The sequence below is a fragment of the Lachnoanaerobaculum sanguinis genome (assembly GCF_033242365.1).
Classification (GTDB): domain Bacteria; phylum Bacillota; class Clostridia; order Lachnospirales; family Lachnospiraceae; genus Lachnoanaerobaculum; species Lachnoanaerobaculum sanguinis.
Genome location: NZ_BTHK01000022.1, coordinates 25,495 through 45,208, shown reverse-complemented (window position 1 = coordinate 45,208; position 19,714 = coordinate 25,495). Strand labels below are relative to the sequence as shown.

Annotated in this window: 14 protein-coding genes; 11 read left to right on the top strand and 3 right to left on the bottom strand. The window is 35.5% G+C overall.

Annotated features, from left to right (window positions below):
* The first annotated feature begins 292 nt into the window (after positions 1-292).
* The 7 genes from clpB to SBH76_RS12405 all read left to right on the top strand — a co-directional run bounded on the left by clpB (position 293) and on the right by SBH76_RS12405 (position 11,195).
* A complete protein-coding gene (gene clpB, locus SBH76_RS12435; protein WP_317978037.1) occupies positions 293-2,884 on the top strand; it encodes an ATP-dependent chaperone ClpB in 2,592 nt (863 codons plus the stop codon).
* A 157-nt stretch (positions 2,885-3,041) separates the two neighbouring features.
* Positions 3,042-4,520, top strand: a complete 1,479-nt coding sequence (cls, locus tag SBH76_RS12430; RefSeq protein WP_317978036.1) for a cardiolipin synthase — start codon at positions 3,042-3,044, stop codon at positions 4,518-4,520.
* Between the two features lie 16 nt (positions 4,521-4,536).
* Entirely contained in the window at positions 4,537-5,280 is a 744-nt protein-coding gene (locus SBH76_RS12425) for a lysophospholipid acyltransferase family protein (RefSeq protein ID WP_317978035.1), read from the top strand.
* A gap of 15 nt (positions 5,281-5,295) precedes the next feature.
* Positions 5,296-6,186, top strand: coding sequence for a prephenate dehydratase (pheA, locus tag SBH76_RS12420; protein WP_317978034.1), 891 nt, complete (start codon positions 5,296-5,298; stop codon positions 6,184-6,186).
* 19 nt (positions 6,187-6,205) lie between these two features.
* Positions 6,206-7,477, top strand: coding sequence for an ATP-binding protein (locus tag SBH76_RS12415; protein ID WP_317978033.1), 1,272 nt, complete (start codon positions 6,206-6,208; stop codon positions 7,475-7,477).
* Positions 7,478-7,490: 13 nt separating this feature from the next.
* Positions 7,491-9,008, top strand: coding sequence for a Ppx/GppA phosphatase family protein (locus SBH76_RS12410; protein ID WP_009662815.1), 1,518 nt, complete (start codon positions 7,491-7,493; stop codon positions 9,006-9,008).
* Positions 9,009-9,026: 18 nt separating this feature from the next.
* A complete protein-coding gene (locus SBH76_RS12405; protein WP_317978032.1) occupies positions 9,027-11,195 on the top strand; it encodes an RNA degradosome polyphosphate kinase in 2,169 nt (722 codons plus the stop codon).
* A gap of 47 nt (positions 11,196-11,242) precedes the next feature.
* Here the strand turns inward: SBH76_RS12405 and ilvC are convergent, their stop codons facing one another.
* The 3 genes from ilvC to SBH76_RS12390 all read right to left on the bottom strand — a co-directional run bounded on the left by ilvC (position 11,243) and on the right by SBH76_RS12390 (position 13,764).
* Positions 11,243-12,262, bottom strand: coding sequence for a ketol-acid reductoisomerase (gene ilvC / locus SBH76_RS12400; protein ID WP_007591793.1), 1,020 nt, complete (start codon positions 12,260-12,262; stop codon positions 11,243-11,245).
* A gap of 63 nt (positions 12,263-12,325) precedes the next feature.
* Positions 12,326-12,823, bottom strand: coding sequence for an acetolactate synthase small subunit (ilvN, locus tag SBH76_RS12395; protein ID WP_007591794.1), 498 nt, complete (start codon positions 12,821-12,823; stop codon positions 12,326-12,328).
* A 143-nt stretch (positions 12,824-12,966) separates the two neighbouring features.
* Positions 12,967-13,764, bottom strand: coding sequence for a class B sortase (locus SBH76_RS12390; RefSeq protein ID WP_317978031.1), 798 nt, complete (start codon positions 13,762-13,764; stop codon positions 12,967-12,969).
* 125 nt (positions 13,765-13,889) lie between these two features.
* Here SBH76_RS12390 and SBH76_RS12385 point away from each other — a divergent pair, with 125 nt between their 5' ends.
* From SBH76_RS12385 to SBH76_RS12370, 4 genes are read left to right on the top strand one after another with little or no spacing between them, the layout of a single operon-like run.
* Positions 13,890-16,640, top strand: a complete 2,751-nt coding sequence (locus SBH76_RS12385) for a YfhO family protein (protein WP_315084412.1) — start codon at positions 13,890-13,892, stop codon at positions 16,638-16,640.
* Positions 16,641-16,655: 15 nt separating this feature from the next.
* Positions 16,656-18,038 carry an argininosuccinate lyase gene (argH, locus tag SBH76_RS12380; protein ID WP_315084410.1) on the top strand — a complete coding sequence of 461 codons (1,383 nt, stop codon included), beginning with the start codon at positions 16,656-16,658 and terminating at the stop codon, positions 18,036-18,038.
* A gap of 7 nt (positions 18,039-18,045) precedes the next feature.
* Entirely contained in the window at positions 18,046-18,384 is a 339-nt protein-coding gene (locus SBH76_RS12375) for a NusG domain II-containing protein (protein WP_009662821.1), read from the top strand.
* A gap of 8 nt (positions 18,385-18,392) precedes the next feature.
* Positions 18,393-19,580 carry a pyridoxal phosphate-dependent aminotransferase gene (locus tag SBH76_RS12370; protein WP_317978030.1) on the top strand — a complete coding sequence of 396 codons (1,188 nt, stop codon included), beginning with the start codon at positions 18,393-18,395 and terminating at the stop codon, positions 19,578-19,580.
* The last annotated feature ends 134 nt before the right edge of the window (positions 19,581-19,714 follow it).

Sequence of the window (19,714 nt, the reverse complement as noted above, 5' to 3'; positions counted from 1 at the left end):
TACAAAAACAAAGCAAAGGAAAATAAAATACTATTTTTTTATTTTCAAAACGAAATAAAAATGCCCTGAAAGCCAGTAAAATACTGGGGTTCAAGGGCATTTTAACTTTTGAAACTGTCAAAGACAGGATTATAGTCCAAATTTTACACTTTTACAAGACCTAAAATGGAAAAAGAAATTAATTAACAGGGGACATAAAATAATTTTAAAATAATATTTAAAATTCGCTTGACATATAAAAATAAGTCTGTTATAGTACGTGTATAACAAAGATAACAAAGGTGGTGATTTAATGAATATAAGCAAATTTACACAAAAGTCAATTGAAGCTGTCCAAAACATGGAAAAGGTGGCGGCTACTCATGGCAATCAGCAAATAGAACAAATACATTTGTTGGCATCACTATTAGATATAGATGGTTCATTGATAGTTAATCTTATAAAAAAGATGGGTATCAATGAAAATGAATTTAGAAACGAAGTGGAATCCGCTATAGAAAAACTTCCGAAGGTAAGCGGCGGAAATGCCTATATCAGTAATGATTTAAATAATGTGCTTATTACTGCAGAGGATGTAGCAAAAGGCATGGGAGATGAATATGTTTCAGTAGAGCATATTTTCCTAAATCTTTTGGAAAATCCGTCTTCTAATGTGGCACAGATTTTCAGAATGTATGGAATAAACAAAAATAAGTTTTTACAGGTACTCTCCGAGGTAAGAGGTAACCAAAGAGTGGTTTCTGATAATCCCGAAGCTACTTATGATACTTTAAATAAATACGGATATGACCTTGTTGAGCGTGCAAGGCAGCAAAAACTTGATCCTGTTATCGGAAGAGACAGTGAGATAAGAAATGTTATAAGGATATTAAGCCGTAAGACAAAGAACAATCCTGTACTTATAGGTGAGCCGGGTGTAGGTAAAACTGCAGTAGTAGAGGGACTTGCAGGAAGAATTGTGGCAGGAGATGTTCCGAATAATCTTAAAGATAAGAAACTCTTTGCCCTTGATATGGGTGCGCTTATAGCAGGTGCGAAGTATAGAGGTGAGTTTGAAGAAAGATTAAAGGCGGTTTTGGATGAGGTGAGAAAGTCCGAAGGTGAGATTATTCTTTTCATAGATGAGCTTCATACAATAGTAGGTGCAGGTAAAACAGAGGGCAGTATGGATGCCGGAAATATGTTAAAGCCTATGCTTGCAAGAGGTGAATTGCATTGTATCGGTGCTACAACTCTTGATGAGTATAGAAAGTACATTGAAAAGGACCCTGCACTTGAGAGAAGATTCCAGCCTGTTCTTGTAGAGGAACCTACAATAGAGGATACAATATCAATACTTCGTGGTTTGAAGGACAGATATGAGGCATATCACGGAGTTAAAATAACTGACGGTGCTTTGGTAAGTGCAGCTGTACTTTCAGACAGATATATAAGTGACAGATTCCTTCCTGATAAGGCCATCGACCTTGTAGATGAAGCCTGTGCTCTTATAAAGACTGAGCTTAATTCGGTGCCTACAGAGATTGATGAACTCTCAAGACGACAGATGCAGCTTCAGATTGAAGAAACCGCACTTAAGAAAGAAAACGATAATCTTTCAAAGGAAAGACTTGAAGCTTTGCAAAAAGAACTTGCAGAGGTTAATGATGAGTTAAATGAAGCAAAGTCAAAATGGGAAAATGAGAAAAAGAGTGTTGAAGGTCTTGCAAAACTCAGAGGTGAGATTGATGAGGTCAACAGACAGATAAATGCCGCAAAGCAAAGCTATGACCTTAACAGAGCTGCAGAGCTCCAATACGGAAAGTTGCCTGAGCTGCAAAAACAGCTTCAGATTGAAGAGGAAAAGGTTAAAAAAGAAGACCTCAGACTTCTTCGTGAGTCTGTAACAGATGAAGAAATTGCAAGAATTATCTCAAGATGGACAAATATTCCTGTATCAAAACTAAGTGAGAGTGAAAGAGAAAAGACTCTTCACCTTGGAGACACTCTCCATGAGAGAGTAATCGGACAGGATGAGGCTGTTGAGAAGGTTACCGATGCTATAATCCGTTCAAGAGCCGGTATTAAAGATCCTTCAAAGCCTATAGGTTCATTCCTTTTCCTTGGACCTACCGGTGTAGGTAAGACTGAGCTTGCAAAATCTCTGGCAAAGTCTCTGTTTGATGATGAAAACAATATGATAAGAATCGATATGAGTGAGTACATGGAGAAATTCTCCGTGAGCAGACTTATAGGAGCTCCTCCGGGATATGTAGGATATGATGAGGGCGGACAGCTTACAGAAGCTGTAAGAAGAAAGCCATATTCAGTAGTGCTCTTTGATGAGATAGAAAAGGCACATCCTGATGTATTTAACGTACTTTTACAGGTGCTTGATGACGGTAGAGTAACCGATTCACTTGGAAAGACTGTAGACTTTAAGAATACCATCATAATAATGACATCAAACTTAGGCTCCGCATACTTACTTGACGGTATCAATACATATGGTGATATCAGCGAAGAAGCAAGAAATAAAGTAATGGATGAGCTTAGAAACAGCTTCAGACCTGAGTTCTTAAACAGACTTGATGAAATCATTATGTTTAAGCCGCTTACAAAGGATAATATCGGAAATATTATAAATCTGTTAATGGATGAGCTCAATGAGAGACTTGAAAGTAAGGAACTTAAAGTTGAACTTAGCGATGCGGCAAAGAACTATATCATTGATAACGGATATGACCCTGCATATGGTGCAAGACCGCTAAAGAGATATCTGCAAAAGAATGTCGAGACCATGGTTGCAAAGCTTATCCTTTCAGACAGCGAGTTGAAAGCGAAAGATATAATATATATCGACTTGGATCCTTATAATGAGCTGACTGCAGTTGTACAAAAATAAATATTAAAGAGTCGGGCAACCGGCTCTTTTTTATTTAATGTAAAAAAACAATATTAGTGGTATAATAGACAGGATTATAGAAATTTTCAGAGCTATAGTAACGGATATTACTATAGTATACTGCTTATTGTGATAGAATTAATTGAACAGGAGTTTTATGTTTAATTTTTTGACTTCAAGTCATTTTGGATTTGTACATTTATTTTACCTGAATTTGATACTTTCGCTGATAATTGTTTTTTTTCAAAGAAGAGATCCCAGAACGGTTTGGACATGGATTTTAGTACTTAATTTTCTGCCGATTATAGGAATAATACTGTATTTATTTATAGGTCAGGATTACAGAAAATCCAGAATGTTTAAATTAAAAAGTGTTGAGGACAGCATAAGGAGAGCCACCATCAGGCAGGAAAAATTCTTCACAAAAAGTGAAATGATGAAGAATGATTTGTATGCCAAAGAATATCACAGATTGATGCAGTACAACCTGATGTCCGGAGGCTCACTTTTGACAATGAAAAATTCTTTGGATATATTCACGGACGGAAATAATAAATTTGATGCACTGATTGAAGATATTAAGAATGCTGAAAAATATATACATTTGGAATATTATATTATAAAGCAGGACTATCTTTTCCTTAATATAGCCAAGGAGCTTATAAAAAAAGCTGATGAAGGTATTGAGATAAGGATTATGTTTGACGGAATGGGCGGAAGGTTTATGTCAAAGAAGATTTTAGAAAATTTAAAATCTCACGGCATAAAGTTGGGCGTATTTTTCCCTGCAACTTTGGGAAGAATCAACTTCCGTATAAACTACAGAAACCACAGGAAAATAGCCGTAATTGACGGCAAAATCGGTTATGTAGGGGGCTTTAACATAGGAAAAGAATATGTTGACGGCTCAAAGAAATTCGGACACTGGAGAGATACACATCTTAGAATAGTAGGAGAGGCTGTAAACGGACTTGAACTTAGATTCGGACTGGACTGGAAGTACGCGACAAAAGAAGACATTTTCTTAAATGACAAATATTTTACTCAGTTGGATGATATGGATTTTGTACCTGAGGAAGGTGACAATATTCTTAGAATGCAGATAATTTCAAGCGGACCCGATTCCGAGACTAAACTTATACGAGATAATTACATAGAGATTATAAATCATGCAAAGGATCATGTGTATATTCACACGCCTTATTTTATACCTGATGAGGCTTTTATAAGTGCGCTCAATATTGCGGCAAGATCAGGAGTTGATGTAAGGCTTATGATTCCATGTATGCCGGATCATCCGTTTGTATACTCCGCTACACTCAGCTGGGCGGGAACTCTTCTTGAAGCGGGTGGAAAGGTATATACTTATGAGAAGGGATTCTTACATGCAAAGTCCGTAATGGCTGACGGCAAGGTAGCCTGTGTGGGCACGGCAAATATGGATATAAGAAGCTTTGAGCTTAATTTTGAGGTCAATGCAATGATTTACGATGAGGATATTGCAATAGAACTTGAAGACAATTTTATGAGAGATATTTATGATTCAAAGGAGTATACGCTTTCCATGTATAAGAATCGTTCACTTATTCAAAGAGTTAAAGAACAGGTGAGCAGACTCCTTAGTCCATTATTATAACGAGAGGTTTTTTCAAATGATTAGATTTATTTTGGTAGCACTGTGTCTACTTTTATACCTGGTACTTTTTATACCGACAATGCTTGTTTTACTTATAGTAAAAAGGTTTAAACCTGTTACTTCTTCCGCTATTGCACAAACAATGGTGCGTATAACTTTCAGAATCTTACTTTTTTTGGCAGGTGCAAAAGTGGAAGTAAGGGGGAGTGAAAATATTCCAAAAGACGGTGGAGTTTTATTTGTAAGTAATCATAGAAGTTATTTTGATATACTTGCAGGATATGCATATACTCATAAACCGCTCGGTTTTGTTGCAAAGTATGAAATGATAAATGTTCCGCTTCTTAAACAGTGGATGGATTTGCTCAATTGCCTTTTCTTAAACAGGAAAGATATAAAACAGGGACTTAAGACAATATTACAGGGTGTAGAAAAGGTTAAATCAGGTGTTTCGATATGGATTTGTCCTGAGGGAACAAGAAACTTAAATGATGATGTCACAAATGTAAAGGATTTTAAAGAAGGCTCATTGAAGATAGCCGAAAAAGGAAAGGTTCCTGTTATACCTGTAGCTATTTACGGTACATATGAGATATGGGAACAGCATTTACCTTTTATGAAAAAGAGCAATGTAATAATTGAGTATGGTGAGCCGATAATAATATCGGAATTGTCTGATGAGGAGAAGAAAAAGCTTGGTGCATATGCAAGAAATAAAATTGTAAATATGCTTGAAAACATGGTGAAAGAAAAAAGATAAAACTGTGGGAGTACTATGCAAAGACTTGAGGAAATTAAATTTAACGATATGCCAAGCGGATTTAAATGCAAAGAATATACGGATTCCGATATAAAAAAAATAGTGTATCAGGGTGTGGAAGGTGCATATTCACATATAGTAACACAGACATTATTTCCGGATGCAGATACAGAGAATGTAAATACTTTTGAAGATGCTATAAATTCCGTTTTAAACGGTGAAGCGTCATACTGTGTTGTACCGATCGAGAATTCATCTGCCGGGATTGTTACAGATATTTTCGATTTGCTTTTAAAAAAAGATGTAGTAATTGTAGCGGAATATGATTTACATATCAGTCACTGTCTTTTGGGTATAAAGGGGGCAAAATTTTCTGATATTAAAAGAATATATTCGCATCCCCAGGCCTTAATGCAATGTGCTTCTTATTTGAAAGAACATCCTGAATGGAGTCAGATCAGTCTTTTAAACACTGCCGTGTCTGCAAAAAAAGTAAAAAATGAAGGCAATATCGAGCAGGCGGCAATTGCTTCTGAGCTTTCAGCAAAGCTTTACGGTCTGGATATTTTAGACATGGGAATTAACAGAAATTCCAATAATACAACAAGATTTGTAGTACTAAGTAAGGAAAAGATTTTTTCGAAAGGCTCAAATAAACTCAGCCTTATATTGGAACTTCCACATGAAAAAGGTATGCTGTATAATATTCTCGGAATATTTGTCTTAAACGGATTGAATCTTTTAAAGATAGAATCAAGACCTATACCCGAGAAAACATTTGAGTACAGATTTTTTATAGATATTGAGGCGAATCTAAACTCGGAAAATGTTTCAAACGTACTTGAAACACTTAAAAATAAAGTACTTTTTTTAAAGATTTTGGGAAACTATTGTTCAAATAATTAATGTAGCCTAAGGAGGAAATATGTACAGTATAAAAGCATGCAAAGATTCAAAGATAGACGATTTGATATTATACAGAGACTTGAAGTTTGAAGACACAATAAGAATGTTTTGTGCTTTGGATAAGAACAGCACCAATGTAAGTAAAACCATATCAAAGATGCTTGAAGTTGCCGGTGAGTACGGTCTTCACGGAAATCTTTGGGCTAATATACTTGCATTGGCACTTGCATATAATGAGAATGTATACTCAAAAGCTACAGAGATTGTAGGTGAAACTTCAGGAAGTATAAATACGTTTGCAATACATGATTTTAAAATATTAAGAGAGTTGATTCAATTTGTACCTAATATTAACGGCGATTTGTTAAGAGAGATATATCATTATGAAGGTAACGGAAGAGATTCAAAGCTTGTAAACACCAGAGTAAGAGACAGAATTCTAAGACTTTCAAAGCAACTTATTGAGGCGGGCTCAGACAATGAGTTTAAAGATATAATAACTGAATTTTATAAGGAGTATGGTGTAGGGAAGTTTGGTTTAAATAAAGCTTTTCGTATAGAAGAAGGTACTGATTTAAAGACTGCAAATATAATACCGATAACCAGAGTCGAGCATGTGTATTTGAATGATATAATCGGTTATGATCTTCAAAAGAAAAAACTCACAGACAATACAGAGAGTTTTATAAACGGTAAACCTGCAAATAACTGTTTATTGTACGGTGATGCCGGAACCGGAAAATCTTCAAGTGTAAAAGCTATTGTAAATGAGTACTATGATAAAGGGCTTAGGATTATTGAAATCTATAAGCATCAATTCAGATATTTATCCGATATACTTGAACAGCTTAAAGACAGGAATTACAAGTTTATAATATATATGGATGATTTAAGCTTTGAAGAGTCGGAGCTTGAATATAAATATTTAAAGGCGATTCTGGAAGGAGGATTTGGAAGAAGACCTGAGAATGTATTGATATATGCTACAAGCAACAGAAGACATCTTATCAGAGAAAGTTTCAGAGATAAGACTGAAACAGATGAAGAACTTCATACAAGAGATACTGTTGAGGAGAAGCTTTCATTATCTGCAAGATTCGGTGAAAAAATCTATTACGGTTCACCTGATAAAAGAGAGTTTAACTCTATTGTACTTTCTTTGGCAAAGAAGCATAATATAGATATGGATGAGGGTGAAATACTTTCAAAAGCCAATATGTGGGAATTGTCTCACGGAGGTATGTCAGGAAGAAGTGCAACACAATTTATAACTTATTTACAGAGTCAATAGACTTGGAGAGCGTATGGAAAAGAGTGGGATAAAATATTTTGCAGCAATTGATGTAGGCTCATTTGAGCTTGAACTTGGAATTTATGAGATATCAAGTAAATCAGGAATAAAGAGAATTGATTATGTCAAGCATACTATTGCGCTTGGGAGCGACACCTATAAATTCGGAAAAATCAGTTATGAAATGATAGATGAGCTATGTGATATTTTATCGGATTTTAAGAAAATAATGCATAGCTATAAGGTGGATGCGTATAAGGCATATGCAACCAGCGCCATGAGAGAAGCCTCAAACAATATGCAGGTGCTTGACCAGATAAAGGTAAGAGCAGGGATTGATATAAGTATAATATCAAACTCCGAGCAAAGATTTATCAATTATATGTCTATCGATTCAAAAGGTGAGCTGTTTGAGAAATATATAAGGAGCGGTACCGCTATTGCCGATGTCGGATTTGGAAGTATGCAGCTTACTCTTTACGATAACGGTGCAATACAGAGCACACAAAATTTATCACTTGGAGTTTTAAGACTTCGAGAGATGGTGGAAGAGATTGATAATATCAACGAAAAAAAGCATAATGTACTTACAGAGCTTATAGATAACGACCTTAATACATTTAAGAAGATTTATCTTAAGAATAAAAAGGTAAAGACTATAATCGGTATCGGAGAACCTCTTATGCATGTATTCAGATATATGGATCATGAATCCACAGATATGATAATAGATTATGAGAGATTTATTAAATTATTCGATAGAATACGCGGAAAGAGTGTTGAGGAAATAGAGAATATACTTGGTGTAAGTAAAAATTATGCAAAGATGATTTTGCCTAGTGTGCTTATTTTTCAAAGAATTTTTGATCTGTTTAATGCTAAGGAAATATGGATGCCGGGTACGCTTTTAATAGACGGTATTGCGGCGGAGTATGCAAAGAAAACCGGAATCATAAGTGTAGGTCATAATTTTGAAGAAGATATAATTGCGGCATCAAAAAATCTTGCCAAAAGATACAGAGGAAACAGCAAACATACCGGTGCGGTGGAAAAGAATGCTCTTCTTATATTTGATGCCATAAAAGAGGTCAGCGGCTTAACGGAAAGAGACAGACTCTTGGTACAAATAGCCGCCATACTTCATAATATCGGTAAGTTTATAAATATGAAAAACAGTGATACAGCCACATACAATATCATATCATCAGGAGAGATTATAGGTATATCTCATGATGAGAGAATGCTTATGGCGGAAATATCAAATATTGATAATGAAGAAAATATTTATAATAAAAGAGATATCAGGCTTGCAAAATTAAGTGCAATACTGCAAATGGCAAATGCACTTGACAGATCTCATAAGCAGAAAATAAAGAATTTTATATTGAAATTAGATGAAAATAAGCTGAAACTGGAAGTGAATTACATGGGTGATTTGAGTCTTGAAATATTAAGCTTTAATTCTCACAGAGATTTTTTCAGAGAAATCTTCGGAATAGAATTTATTTTGAAGCAGATAAGAACTTTTTGATAGGAAGGAGTGGCTATTATGGAAAAGTTTGATAATGTAGAATATTTTACAAACAGGGAGCTGTCCTGGCTGAAGTTCAATATCAGAGTTTTAAATGAAGCTGAGGATGATGATGTTAAACTTTTTGAAAGATTGAAATTTTTAAGTATAACATCTTCAAACCTTGACGAGTTCTTTATGGTAAGGATTGCTTCATTAAAGGATATGGTGGATGCTGATTATAAGAAAAAAGATATCTCGGGAATGAGTGCGGAAAAGCAACTTGGTATACTGACTAAGGAGACTCACGATTTTGTTAAAAAGCAGTATGAGGTTTATAACAAATCTTTGGTTCCGCTTTTAAAGAAGGAAAATCTGCATATAATAAGTCATGGTGATGAACTTGATGCAAATGAAAAGAAATTTATAGATGAATATTTTGATGAATTTGTATATCCGGTACTTACACCTATGGCAGTGGATGCTTCAAGACCTTTCCCGCTTGTCAGAAATAAGACTTTAAATATTGCAGCCCTTATAAGAAAGAGAAAAGAAGAAAACTCTAAAAAGAAAAAGAAGGATGTGTATCTTGGAAATGTAGATGCCGATCTTGATTTTGCTATGGTGCAGGTACCGTCTGTACTACCAAGAATTGTAGAGATCCCTTGTGAGTCTGAGGAGAGAAAGATAATCTATCTAGAAGATATCATAGAGAAAAATATTGATAAACTTTTCTTAAACTATGAAGTAATATCCGCAGCAACATTCAGAGTAATGAGAAATGCGGAGTTTAAGCTTGATGAGGATGATGCATCGGATCTGTTAGAGGAAATAAAGAAAAAACTTAAGAAGAGACAGTGGGGAGAGGCTATCAGACTTGAAGCCGAAGAAAGAATGGATGCAAGCCTTTTAAATTTCCTGAAGAGTGAGCTGAATGTTGATGAAGAGGATATATTTAAGATAAACGGACCTCTGGATTTGACAGTTCTGATGAAAATATATTCTCTCGAAGGTTTTGAGAGGCTAAAGGATAAAAAGCATGTTCCTGTAATGAACCAAAGGCTTATAGACTGTGAAGATATATTTGAGGAGATAAAAAAGAAGGATATTTTGCTTTCACATCCATATGAGAGCTTTGATCCGGTAATAGATTTTGTTTCAAAGGCGGCGGCAGATAAAAATGTTCTTGCTATAAAGCAGACTTTATACAGAGTCAGCGGAAACTCGCCTATTATTAAGGCGCTTGCAAATGCTGCTGATAACGGTAAGCAGGTTACAGTTTTGGTGGAGCTTAAGGCAAGATTTGATGAGGAGAATAATATCAACTGGGCAAGGATGCTTGAAAAAGCAGGTTGTCATGTAATCTACGGACTTGTAGGATTAAAGACGCACTCAAAGATAACTCTTGTAGTGAGAAGAGAAGAAGACGGTATCAGAAGATATGTACATCTTGGCACCGGAAACTATAATGATTCTACTGCAAAGCTTTATACAGACCTTGGTATGTTTACAGCAAGAGAAAGCTATGGTGAGGATGCTACGGCAGTCTTTAATATGTTAAGCGGATATTCAGAACCTCCGTTTTGGAAAAGATATGTGGTTGCACCGCTTTGGATGAAGGATATATTCTTAAAGAAGATAAGCCAATGTGAAGAGGCGGCCGGAAGAGGATCCGAGGTAAGAATCATAGCAAAGATGAACTCGCTTTCAGATAAGGATATTATATGCGCGCTGTATTCGGCAAGCTGTGCAGGAGTAAAGATAGATTTAATTGTCAGAGGCATATGCTGTCTTAAGGTAGGAATAAAAGGAGTGTCTGAAAATATTACGGTCAGATCGATTGTCGGAACATTCCTTGAACATGCCAGAATATTTGATTTCCGTATAGACGGTGAAGAGGAGATTTTCCTTGGCAGTGCCGACTGGATGAACAGAAATCTTGAAAAGAGAGTAGAGATAGTATTCCCTGTAGCCGATGAGGATATCATAAAGAGTATAAAGCATTATTTGGATGTGGAACTTGAGGATAATGTAAAGGCATCCATCCTCTTACCTGACGGAAGATATGAGAAGATAAGAAGAGCAGGAAGTGAAAAGAAAAACTCACAGGAAATTTTTATTAAAGAGGCAAAGGCTGAATATGAGAGTACCATAAAGGCCGGAAAAACTGAAGACGGCAGAACTTTTATACCTTTAAAAGGAGAATAGAATAAAAACAGCCACTGCATAAGCAGTGGCTAAAACTTTATAAAAAATTAGTTGTTGATAAGCTTCTCATCATCATTGTTCCAGCTGTAAAGCTTTCTAATCTCTGCACCAACCTTCTCTGAAGGATGCTCAGCTGCAAGCTTTCTCATAGCCTTGAAATGAACCTGGCGACCTGCATTAGACATATCAAGTAAGAAGTCCTTGGCAAATGTACCGTCCTGGATATCTGTAAGAATCTGCTTCATAGCCTTCTTTGTATCCTCTGTAATAATCTTAGGACCTGTGATATAGTCACCGTACTCGGCTGTATTTGATATAGAATATCTCATTCCCTCAAATCCTGACTGATATATAAGATCTACAATAAGCTTCATCTCATGGATACACTCAAAGTATGCATTTCTTGGGTCATAGCCTGCCTCACAAAGAGTCTCAAAACCTGCCTGCATAAGTGCACAAACACCGCCGCAAAGAACAGCCTGCTCACCGAAAAGGTCAGTCTCAGTCTCTGTACGGAATGTTGTCTCAAGAAGACCTGCTCTGGCACCACCGATACCCGCACCATAAGCAAGTGCAAGCTCAAGAGCCTTACCTGTAGCATCCTGCTCTACAGCTACAAGACAAGGTGTTCCCTTACCCTCAAGATACTCTGAACGAACAGTATGTCCGGGAGCCTTAGGAGCAATCATTGCAACATCCACATCCTTAGGTGCTGTGATACAACCGAAGTGAACATTGAAACCATGAGCGAACATAAGCATATTTCCTGCTTCAAGATTCGGCTCGATATCATTCTTATATAAATCAGCCTGAAGCTCATCGTTTATAAGAATCATTATGATATCTGCTTTCTTTGTAGCCTCTGCAGCTGTGTAAACCTTAAGTCCCTGTGCCTCTGCCTTTGCCCATGACTTACTTCCTTCATAAAGACCGACGATTACATTGCATCCGCTTTCCTTTAAGTTCAATGCATGTGCATGTCCCTGGCTACCATAACCGATGATTGCGATAGTTTTACCCTCAAGCATTGAAAGATTACAATCCTCTTGATAATAAATTTTAGACATATAAATACCTCCTAAGTAACTTCTATTTTAACCCATTTAGGCTGGGGAACCATCAAATAAAAACTAGTTGAAAACAACTACATCATCACTTCCTCTTGAAAGAGCAGTGAGTCCTGTTCTGGCAAGTTCCAAAACTTCATAATCTGAAAGAAGGTTTGAAAGTGCTTCAAGTTTTGAATTATCACCTGTAAGCATAACTGTCAAACAATCCTTAGCCACATCTACAATAGTAGCTCTGAAAATATCACAAAGAGCCGCAATATCCTGTCTCTGTGAAGCATCGGCTTTTACCTTTATCATTATAATTTCACGGAAAACACTTTTGCCTTCCTCTAAAACCTTGATATCTCTTACATCTTCAAGTTTTCTAAGTTGCTTTACTATCTGATCAAGAGTGTCCTCGTCCCCGATAGAAACAACTGTCATTCTTGAAAAGCGCGGATCGGCTGTCTCTCCGACAGTGAGAGAGTCTATATTATATCCTCTCCTTGAGAACAGACCTGATACACGACTTAAAACACCTGCAGAATTATCTACAATAAGTGAAAATACTCGTCTCATTTTACCTCCCAATATTAAAAGTAGTAAATAATAAAATCATATTGGTTTTCATTTTACTATAGCACCATTATGATAAATGTCAATTTATTATATAATATAATTGTTATAACCTGAGGTTATAATACAAAAAAACAGTATCTATTTTACCTGTGATCTTCTCCAAAATCAATAGTTGATAAATCATATTGTGCAGGTTGATCATTATCATCCAATTCATAGGCATATAAAACGGTTCTTGTATCATCACCCTCATATGAACAGGTTATAAAAGACCAAATCTTATTCACACCTGCTTCCGGAATCTCTCTGAAGGTACATTTTTCTGTCATCCTGTCCACATAGTTGTGGAAATAATCCATATCATCAAAATATGTCTGTCTTCTTTCAGGTGCGGAATCTGTATAAAGAGCGGCAACAGTCTTTAATCTATAAGTTTTATTCGGAGTATAAATATATATCATTCTATGTTCCTTGAAAAAATCTTCATTTTTGAACTTAGTGATATCGGTAAACATTTTACCGTCTTTCATATGATGACCGTAGATAATATTGTTAAGTGTTGAAAAATCCGAATTACTGTAGCCGTCCATGTACACGGAATAATATGATTCCTGATGGTTTATATCATGGTGTAAATAATATTCTATATCATATTCTTTCCATAATACCGGATAATCAATTACAGTTCCGGGAATATACACCCATGCTATCACATCGGGATTTGTAGCCTTAAGCGAATCAAAATCAATTTTCCTTGTATAATTTTCATCAGTCTCATAAGCTTTTGTAGGCGGCTCGGTTGTAGTTTCTTCTTGAGTGGTTGTAGTTTCAAGAGTAGTTTCAGGTTCTTTATTTTTGCTTTTTGTATTTGAAAATATGACGGCAATCGCTGTAAGTAATACTGCGAAAGCCAAAATAGGTAATAAAATTTTCTTTTTCATATATCTCCTAACGACTTTTAGGTAGAAGTATAGCATTTTTTTTTACTATTGTATATAAATCTTATGAATTAGATTGATAAAAAAAATTTCCTCTACTATAATTAGTGGGAAGACGGAGGAGAAAAATGAACGACTTAAATTTGAATCAGAGAGATGAAATTATAATGGATAAAAGGGCAATATTTGCTTTATCTTTTTTAATACCGGTTTTTATAATGATATTAATATTCATTCAAAGAGGAATATTCCCGTTTGGTGATGAGAGCTTTTTGAGAACTGACATGTATCATCAGTATGCTCCGTTTTTTTCAGAGTTTAAATATAAGCTGAGTAATGGCGGTTCACTTCTTTACAGTTGGGACCTCGGTATGGGAATAAATTTCTCGGCACTTTATGCCTACTATCTTGCCAGCCCTCTAAACTGGCTTATTATTCTATGTCCGCAAAAATATGTGATAGAGTTTATGACATATATGATAGTTGCAAAGATAGGACTTTCAGGACTTGGTTTCACATATTATTTATCTAAACATACCTCAGGAAACAAAGCCGGAATATTATTCTTTGGAATATTCTATGCACTTTCAGGATATATGGCGGCATATAGCTGGAACATTATGTGGCTGGATTGTATTATACTTTTTCCGATAGTATGCTTGGGTATTGAAAGACTTGTAAAAACAGGAAAAGGTTTACTGTATACACTTATACTTGGGCTATGTATACTGTCAAATTATTATATTTCAATAATGATTTGTCTGTTTATGGTAATATACTTCATTTCTCTTAATCTAATGGATAATGAAAACAATTGGAGAAAATTTGTAATTGCTTCAATCAGATTTGCTGTTTATTCATTGCTTGCAGGAGGACTGAGTGCACTTGTTTTATTGCCTGAAATATATGCACTTAAGCTTACAGCCTCGGGAGACTTTGACTTTCCAAGTACATTTAATTCATATTTTTCTATTTTCGATATGATTGCCAGACATATGGGCAATGTGAAAGTTGAAATCGGACTTGATCATTGGCCGAATATATTCTGTGGTGTCGGAATATTTTTATTTGTTGTTCTGTACATATTGAACAGAAAGATTTCCAAGAAAGAAAAAGCGGTTTATATTTCATTGCTTGTATTTTTTCTTGCAGGTTTTTCAATAAATGTATTGAATTATATATGGCACGGACTTCATTATCCGAACTCACTACCTGCGAGACAGAGTTTTATCTATATATTCCTTGTACTCTTTATATGTGCAAAGGCATATGATAATTTCAGTGCGAATACAACAAAGGATCTTGGATTGGCATTTGGAATCAGTATGATATATATTTTGCTTGCACAAAAGATAGTAAATAATGAGGATTTCCATTTTGCAGTATTTTATGCGGCAATGATTTTTATAAGCATTTATGCAATGTTAATGTATTTGCATATGGCAAAGAGAATATCAAAAACATATTTATTTTTGATTACACTTGCAATAGTGGTAATTGAATCAAGTGTCAATATGTCGGTTACAAGTGTGACAACAATAAACAGAAGTAATTATATAAATGACAATGCCGATGTAAGAGCTTTACTTAAGAAATTGCCGATGGATGATTTTTATCGTATAGATAAGGTGGACAGAAAAACAAAGGATGACGGTGCATGGTTGAATTTTAAATCGGTATCTATTTTTTCATCTACAGCAAATGCTTCACTTACCGAATTATTTGAAAAACTTGGAAATGAAGCATCTACAAATGCATATTCTATAACCGGAGAAACACCTCTTTTAGATATGCTTTTTGCGGTAAAATATGCAATATATACCGGTGAGTCAAGAAATACAAATATTTCTTATGTGGATATATCAGGAAACAGTTATTTATATGAAAATCCTTATACTCTGCCGCTTGGATATATGGTTGATGAAAGATTTACAGATGATTGGAACTTGAATCTCGGAGATCCTATAGATGTTCAAAATGATTTGGCCGCCGTTTACGGTTTACCTGATATATTTGAGCAAATAGAGACTATAAAGGAGTCTACTTCCGTAAACTTTCAGACTGATATAGACGGTGAATACTATGCCTATGTTACAAATCCGGCCATTGACGAAGTGGAATTCAGTTATGGAGACGGAGATGTTAAAAAGTCATTTAAGAATCTGAAGAGACATTATATATTGGAGCTTGGAACTCTTGAGGGAGAGAAAAACGGAAGATTTGTAAGTACGGATGATAAGGATGAATCAATTGATGCAAGAGTTTATAGAGTCAACTATGATTCGCTGAAGAAATTGTATTATATCCTAAATAAGAATCCTTTATATCTCAGTAAGATTTCAGATTCATACCTGTCAGGAAATGTTCATGCGGTAGAAAATACCACATTGTTTACTTCTATTCCATATGATGAAGGATGGAGTGTTTATGTGGACGGAAAGAAAGCTGAAAAGATAAAGATTATGGATGCCTTTATCGGCTTAAAACTTGAAAAAGGACAGCATGAAATAGAATTTAAATATTTAAGTTCAGGTATTATTGAAGGTGCAATAATAAGTGTGGCTTCATTGGCTTTATTATTACTGATATGCCTTGTGAAAAAAGTTATTGAAAACGGCGGAATCAAATTCAAAAAGAAAGAAGTTATTGAAGACGATGAGTTTGAAGAACTTGATATAGAAGATTCGGATGATGATGAAGATAACGATGAAGACGATGATGACGAAGAAGACGATGACGAATCTGAAGAAAAAAACGGTGAAAATAAACGTGTATACGTTGATATAACCACAGGCGGTGGAAAAGGTGTAGTTGAACTGCTTACAAAAAACTATAATTCTGAAACTGATGAAAATACAAATGATGAAGATTTGAAATAGAAAGACGGTGTATATATGAAACTTTGGGGTGGAAGATTTACAAAAGAAACAAATAAACTGGTGGAGAGTTTTAATGAATCACTTTCATTTGACCATAGATTCTATAAGCAGGATATCAGAGGAAGCATAGCTCATGTAAAGATGCTTGCAAAACAAAATATACTTACAGATGATGAGAGAGATAAAATCATTGAAGGACTGAATTCTATAGAAAAGGATATAGAAAGCGGTGTATTAAAATTTGATGACGGTTCAGAGGACATTCATTCATTTGTTGAAGCACATTTGATTGAGAGAATAGGTGATACAGGAAAGAAGCTTCATACCGGAAGAAGCAGAAACGATCAGGTGGCACTTGATATGAAACTCTATGTAAGAGATGAGATTGATGAGCTTAAGGACCTTCTATATGAACTGCTTAGTGAAGTTCTTCGTATAATGGAAGAAAATACTACAACATATATGCCGGGATTTACACATTTACAAAAGGCACAGCCTACAACTCTGGCACATCATTTCGGTGCATATTTTGAGATGTTTATAAGAGACTTTGACAGGCTTCGCTCTACAAGAAAGAGAATGAATCTTTCACCTTTGGGCTCAGGAGCTTTTGCAGGAACGACATATGATCTTGACAGAGATTATGTGGCAAGCCTTTTGGAGTTTGAGACTGCTACAAGAAACAGTATGGATTCCGTAAGTGACAGAGATTATCTTTTGGAGTTGTTATCAGACCTTGCTATAATCTCAATGCATCTTAGCAGGCTGTCAGAGGAAATTATCATATGGAATACAGATGAATACAGATTTGTGGAGATGGATGACACATATTCTACAGGTTCATCTATAATGCCGCAGAAGAAAAATCCTGATATTGCAGAGCTTATAAGGGGAAAGAGCGGTAGAGTATACGGAAGTCTGATATCTCTTCTTACAACAATGAAGGGCTTACCGCTTGCATATAACAAAGATATGCAAGAAGACAAGGAGATGTCTTTTGATGCTATAGATACTGTAAAAAGTTTGATAAAACTTATGAGCGGAATGCTCTCAAGTATGAAGTTCAATAATGAAAGAATGGCAGAAAGTGCAAGAGGAGGCTTTACAAATGCAACCGATGCGGCAGATTATCTTGTAAAGAAAAATGTTGCATTCAGAGATGCACATGAGATTGTCGGCAGGCTTGTACTTTACGGAATTGAGCATGGAAAGGCACTTGATGATTTCTCACTTGAGGAGTTTAGAAATATATCTGAATATTTTGATTATGATATATATGATGCTATTTCTTTAAAAACTTGCGTGGAAAAGAGAAATACCAAGGGAGCTCCGGGACTTACAGCTATAATGAATGAAATAAAAGAATCAAAAAAGCTTTTGGAGTCTATAAAGAAATAGGAAATTTATGAAATTAAGAAAGAATGATATATATCTGATAATTGTTGCAGTTATTCTTGGAATTGTTGCAGGACTTTATATTTACTTAAATAAGAAGCCGGGCGGCAAAGCCGTTTTAAAGTACGGAAATAATCAAAGTATGGATATCGATCTGTCAAAGGACAGGGAAATCAATCTGGAAAGTAACGGAATAGATATACATCTTGATATAAAGGACGGTGCAATAGCATTTATTCAAAGTGAATGCCCCGATCACATCTGTGAAAGATTCGGTTATATAAAAAATATCGGTGAGTCGGCAATCTGCTTGCCGGCACAGGCTTCAGTCACGATTATCAGTGAATAGGAGAGATTATGGTTTCAAAAAAGATGCTTGACCTCGGTACAAAGAGGTCGGTTATTAGAGATATATTTGAGTATGGAAGTATGCTTGCAAAGGAGATCGGAGCGGAAAATGTACTTGACTTCAGCCTTGGCAATCCAAGTACTCCGGCTCCGAGAGAGGTCGCAAATACTATAAAATATATGGTGGAGGAGCTTTCACCAAAGGAGTACAACAGTTATACATCATCAGCAGGAAACACCGATACAAGAATTGCAGTTGCAAAAAACTTGAATAAGCGTTTTGCTACAGACTATAATGAAAACAATATTTTTATGACTTGCGGTGCCGCCGCTTCACTTAATATAATATTTAAGGCAATTATAGAGTCGGATGATGATGAGATAATAGTAAATATTCCGTACTTCCCTGAATATAAGGTATTTATAGAGGGACAGGGCGGTAAACCTGTATTTGCAAAATGCAGTGAGAATCTTCATCTTGAGATAGACGAAATCGAAAGCAAGATAAATGAAAATACAAAGGCTGTACTTATAAACTCTCCAAACAATCCTTCAGGTGTAATCTATCCTAAGGAGAATTTGGAAGCACTTGCAGAGCTTTTGCAGGAAAAACAAAAAGAGTATTCACATCCTATATTTTTAATAAGCGATGAGCCGTACAGAGAACTTGTGTTTACAAATGAGAAACCTGAGTTTTTACCGAATATATATGATAATACACTTGTAGCATATTCATGGTCAAAATCTCTATCACTTCCGGGTGAGAGAATCGGCTATATCCTGGTTCCAAATAAGGTTAAAAGTCATGAAGATGTTTTCGCGGCGGTAGGCGGAGCGGCAAGAGTACTCGGGTATGTCTGTGCGCCTTCCATGTTTCAGTATGTGATAAAAAACTGTGTAGACGCACAGCCTAATATTGAAGTGTACAGGACTAACAGAAATATCTTGTTTGAGTCACTGCCGAAGTTTGGGTATACGGTAGCAAATCCGGGAGGAGCTTTCTACATGTTTATCAAGTCACCAAGCGGCGACGGAAACGAATTTTGTGAAAGAGCAAAAAAATATCATATGCTTTTGGTTCCGGGAGAAGGATTCGGAATGAAAGAATATGTCAGACTGTCTTTTTGTGTGGATACAGAGAAGATAGAAAAGTCAATAGATGTATTTAAGAAGTTAATGGATGAGTACAATCTCTGATATGTATAAAATAAACTAAAACATTTGTAAGAATATACTAATTAATACTATTGTTAGGGCTATAGAACCTGTAATGTTGAACAGTTCTATAGCCTTTTATTGTGCATTACCCCGAATTTATACTTTATTGGTAA

Excerpts from the sequence above, each read along its gene's own strand:
- SBH76_RS12375 (WP_009662821.1), top strand. The coding sequence starts at position 18,046 with ATGAAATTAAGAAAGAATGATATATATCTGATAATTGTTGCAGTTATT.
- SBH76_RS12410 (WP_009662815.1), top strand. The coding sequence starts at position 7,491 with ATGGAAAAGAGTGGGATAAAATATTTTGCAGCAATTGATGTAGGCTCA.
- pheA (WP_317978034.1), top strand. The coding sequence starts at position 5,296 with ATGCAAAGACTTGAGGAAATTAAATTTAACGATATGCCAAGCGGATTT.
- SBH76_RS12425 (WP_317978035.1), top strand. The coding sequence starts at position 4,537 with ATGATTAGATTTATTTTGGTAGCACTGTGTCTACTTTTATACCTGGTA.
- SBH76_RS12405 (WP_317978032.1), top strand. The coding sequence starts at position 9,027 with ATGGAAAAGTTTGATAATGTAGAATATTTTACAAACAGGGAGCTGTCC.
- ilvC (WP_007591793.1), bottom strand. The coding sequence starts at position 12,262 with ATGTCTAAAATTTATTATCAAGAGGATTGTAATCTTTCAATGCTTGAG.
- argH (WP_315084410.1), top strand. The coding sequence starts at position 16,656 with ATGAAACTTTGGGGTGGAAGATTTACAAAAGAAACAAATAAACTGGTG.
- SBH76_RS12390 (WP_317978031.1), bottom strand. The coding sequence starts at position 13,764 with ATGAAAAAGAAAATTTTATTACCTATTTTGGCTTTCGCAGTATTACTT.
- cls (WP_317978036.1), top strand. The coding sequence starts at position 3,042 with ATGTTTAATTTTTTGACTTCAAGTCATTTTGGATTTGTACATTTATTT.
- SBH76_RS12415 (WP_317978033.1), top strand. The coding sequence starts at position 6,206 with ATGTACAGTATAAAAGCATGCAAAGATTCAAAGATAGACGATTTGATA.
- clpB (WP_317978037.1), top strand. The coding sequence starts at position 293 with ATGAATATAAGCAAATTTACACAAAAGTCAATTGAAGCTGTCCAAAAC.
- SBH76_RS12370 (WP_317978030.1), top strand. The coding sequence starts at position 18,393 with ATGGTTTCAAAAAAGATGCTTGACCTCGGTACAAAGAGGTCGGTTATT.
- SBH76_RS12385 (WP_315084412.1), top strand. The coding sequence starts at position 13,890 with ATGAACGACTTAAATTTGAATCAGAGAGATGAAATTATAATGGATAAA.
- ilvN (WP_007591794.1), bottom strand. The coding sequence starts at position 12,823 with ATGAGACGAGTATTTTCACTTATTGTAGATAATTCTGCAGGTGTTTTA.